Source organism: Caldibacillus debilis DSM 16016, assembly GCF_000383875.1.
Taxonomy (GTDB): domain Bacteria; phylum Bacillota; class Bacilli; order Bacillales; family Caldibacillaceae; genus Caldibacillus; species Caldibacillus debilis.
Window position 1 is genome coordinate 1 of sequence record NZ_KB912911.1, and the last position, 2,644, is coordinate 2,644.

At 52.0% G+C, this 2,644-nt stretch carries 18 tRNA genes and 1 rRNA gene; all 19 read right to left on the reverse strand.

The features are described from left to right. Nucleotides 1-151: 151 nt before the first annotated feature. Nucleotides 152-223: transfer RNA gene (locus A3EQ_RS0114410), tRNA-Glu, on the reverse strand. A 4-nt stretch (nt 224-227) separates the two neighbouring features. Then, a tRNA-Ser gene (locus tag A3EQ_RS0114415) sits at nt 228-317 on the reverse strand. A gap of 1 nt (nt 318) precedes the next feature. After that, nucleotides 319-393, reverse strand: a tRNA-Asn gene (locus tag A3EQ_RS0114420). 28 nt (nt 394-421) lie between these two features. Then, nucleotides 422-495, reverse strand: a tRNA-Ile gene (locus A3EQ_RS0114425). Between the two features lies 1 nt (nt 496). After that, nucleotides 497-570 (reverse strand) — tRNA-Gly (locus A3EQ_RS0114430). 128 nt (nt 571-698) lie between these two features. Then, nucleotides 699-774, reverse strand: a tRNA-Phe gene (locus tag A3EQ_RS0114435). Nucleotides 775-937: 163 nt separating this feature from the next. Next, nucleotides 938-1,014: transfer RNA gene (locus A3EQ_RS0114440), tRNA-Asp, on the reverse strand. A 5-nt stretch (nt 1,015-1,019) separates the two neighbouring features. Further along, nucleotides 1,020-1,093: transfer RNA gene (locus A3EQ_RS0114445), tRNA-Met, on the reverse strand. Between the two features lie 87 nt (nt 1,094-1,180). Continuing rightward, a tRNA-Ser gene (locus A3EQ_RS0114450) sits at nt 1,181-1,272 on the reverse strand. An 8-nt stretch (nt 1,273-1,280) separates the two neighbouring features. Then, nucleotides 1,281-1,357: transfer RNA gene (locus A3EQ_RS0114455), tRNA-Ile, on the reverse strand. A gap of 8 nt (nt 1,358-1,365) precedes the next feature. Further along, nucleotides 1,366-1,439: transfer RNA gene (locus tag A3EQ_RS0114460), tRNA-Met, on the reverse strand. Nucleotides 1,440-1,473: 34 nt separating this feature from the next. Next, a tRNA-Ala gene (locus A3EQ_RS0114465) sits at nt 1,474-1,546 on the reverse strand. 99 nt (nt 1,547-1,645) lie between these two features. After that, nucleotides 1,646-1,719: transfer RNA gene (locus A3EQ_RS0114470), tRNA-Arg, on the reverse strand. 3 nt (nt 1,720-1,722) lie between these two features. Beyond that, nucleotides 1,723-1,808 (reverse strand) — tRNA-Leu (locus tag A3EQ_RS0114475). Between the two features lie 3 nt (nt 1,809-1,811). After that, a tRNA-Gly gene (locus A3EQ_RS0114480) sits at nt 1,812-1,886 on the reverse strand. Between the two features lie 12 nt (nt 1,887-1,898). Further along, a tRNA-Leu gene (locus A3EQ_RS0114485) sits at nt 1,899-1,980 on the reverse strand. Between the two features lie 7 nt (nt 1,981-1,987). Continuing rightward, nucleotides 1,988-2,060, reverse strand: a tRNA-Lys gene (locus A3EQ_RS0114490). A gap of 294 nt (nt 2,061-2,354) precedes the next feature. Beyond that, a tRNA-Val gene (locus A3EQ_RS0114495) sits at nt 2,355-2,430 on the reverse strand. Between the two features lie 120 nt (nt 2,431-2,550). Continuing rightward, nucleotides 2,551-2,644, reverse strand: a 23S ribosomal RNA gene (locus tag A3EQ_RS0114505); the annotation flags it as partial.

Sequence of the window (2,644 nt, forward strand, 5' to 3'; positions counted from 1 at the left end):
ATTTTTTGAATTGTTTCTAAACCCCAACAAATAGTATAGAGCCACTCTTAAAATGGTAGCTTACGGATGAAGGAAAATCGTACAGGGCCCGGGAAAGCAAAAAGCAAAAGAGCTGGCTGTCAAAACAGCCAGCTCTTTTGCTTTTCACCCATGACCCGTACGGGATTCGAACCCGTGTTACCGCCGTGAAAGGGCGGTGTCTTAACCACTTGACCAACGGGCCGCGACGGAGAAGGCGGGATTCGAACCCGCGCGCCGGAAAAATCCGGCCTAACGGTTTAGCAAACCGTCCTCTTCAGCCTCTTGAGTACTTCTCCCTGGCTCCGCAGGCAGGATTCGAACCTGCGACCCATCGGTTAACAGCCGATTGCTCTACCGCTGAGCTACTGCGGAATAATGGGGCAAAAATGAAAAAAGGAAATGGGCCTGAATGGACTTGAACCATCGACCTCACGCTTATCAGGCGTGCGCTCTGACCGACTGAGCTACAGGCCCATGGAGCGGGTGATGGGAATCGAACCCACGACAACAGCTTGGAAGGCTGTGGTTTTACCACTAAACTACACCCGCATATCAAATAACGAGTTTACCGGATTGCCTCTTCCTCCGCAAGTTTTTCCAAGGAGCAAAACAAGTTGAGGCAAAGAAACGGAGTCCCGTTTTCCCCGAGAAAAAACCGGGACAAAATTTTGTGGGAATGGTGGCTCGGGACGGAATCGAACCGCCGACACAAGGATTTTCAGTCCTTTGCTCTACCGACTGAGCTACCGAGCCATATATAGGGAATGTTTTTATCAAAGTATTCACTTGTCCTTCGTCCCGATCTCGGAAAGCCAAACCAAGATGTGGCTCGATCGGTACGCTGTAGATATTTCGAATGGAGCTAACTCGATCGTGCTCTACCGACTGAGCTACCGAGCCATCGAATAATATAGGATGGCGGTCCGGACGGGGCTCGAACCCGCGACCTCCTGCGTGACAGGCAGGCATTCTAACCAGCTGAACTACCGGACCATTTATTGCGGGGGTAGGATTTGAACCTACGACCTTCGGGTTATGAGCCCGACGAGCTACCGGACTGCTCCACCCCGCGATGATAAAAAGGAAACTACGGACGCTTGGTGCCTGACTTTCCCTTGACCCGATTTCGAGAAAACCACTTGGGAATCGGGGATTAGAGCGGAGGAGGAGGGATTTGAACCCCCGCGCGGGTGTGCACCCGCCTCTCGGTTTTCAAGACCGACCCCTTCAGCCAGACTTGGGTACTCCTCCAAAGGGAATGGTGGACCTTGTAGGATTCGAACCTACGACCGGACGGTTATGAGCCGTCTGCTCTAACCAGCTGAGCTAAAGGTCCTCAAAGGATAGCGGCGGAGGGGATCGAACCCCCGACCTCACGGGTATGAACCGTACGCTCTAGCCAGCTGAGCTACGCCGCCATGATCGAAACGAAATCGTTTGAATATCTTCAGGTGGAGCCTAGCGGGATCGAACCGCNGACCTCCTGCGTGCAAAGCAGGTGCTCTCCCAGCTGAGCTAAGGCCCCATTTTTCACAGCCATTCAAATATCAACCATTTCATCTTTCCAATCAAATGCTTTCCAAGCCGGGGGAGTTTCCGCCCCTTCAACCGGGGTTACCTGCTACGCGCCCGATAGGAGTCGAACCCATAACCTTCTGATCCGTAGTCAGACGCTCTATCCAATTGAGCTACGGGCGCACGTGCCGAGGGCCGGACTCGAACCGGCACGGTAGTAACCTACCCCAGGATTTTAAGTCCTGTGCGTCTGCCAATTCCGCCACCCCGGCAAATGGAGCGGAAGACGGGACTCGAACCCGCGACCCCCACCTTGGCAAGGTGATGTTCTACCACTGAACTACTTCCGCGCTTTTGCACCATGCGGGTGAAGGGATTTGAACCCCCACGCCTTCCGGCGCCAGATCCTAAGTCTGGTGCGTCTGCCAATTCCGCCACACCCGCTTAATAGTGAGCCATGGAGGATTCGAACCTCCGACCCTCTGATTAAAAGTCAGATGCTCTACCTACTGAGCTAATGGCTCATAATAGAATGGAGTCACTTTGTTCAGATGGGGTTCAATCAATTGTCCCTGCATCATTTGCCGGGACAACCCGCAGGTTATTCAATGATATTTCGCACGTGCTTTGTCAAGGATGCTTCAGTTATTTTTCATTTTTGCCGTTTACGGCGGCTGCGGAACTAGTAGTTCAATGATGTCCAAATCGGCTCAAACGATGGGAGATGCCCATCCGGCCTTTCCGGCAGACGCAAATCATTTGCTCAGAATCATGTGAGAAAATATGTATAAAAAAATTAATCACAACTAATGCAAAAATGGTGGAGGATGACGGGATCGAACCGCCGACCCCTTGCTTGTAAGGCAAGTGCTCTCCCAGCTGAGCTAATCCTCCGCAATAATAACCGTCCCAGCGAGGACAATAATAATTATAATGGATTTACGGATGATTTCAAGATGATTTTTTACACCTTCAAAACCAGATAGCGGTCCGGCAAGCCCACCCTTTAACCTTGCGGTTAAGTCCTCGATCGATTAGGATCCGTCAGCTCCACACGTCGCCGTGCTTCCACCCCGGACCTATCTACCTCGTCTTCTTCAAGGGATCT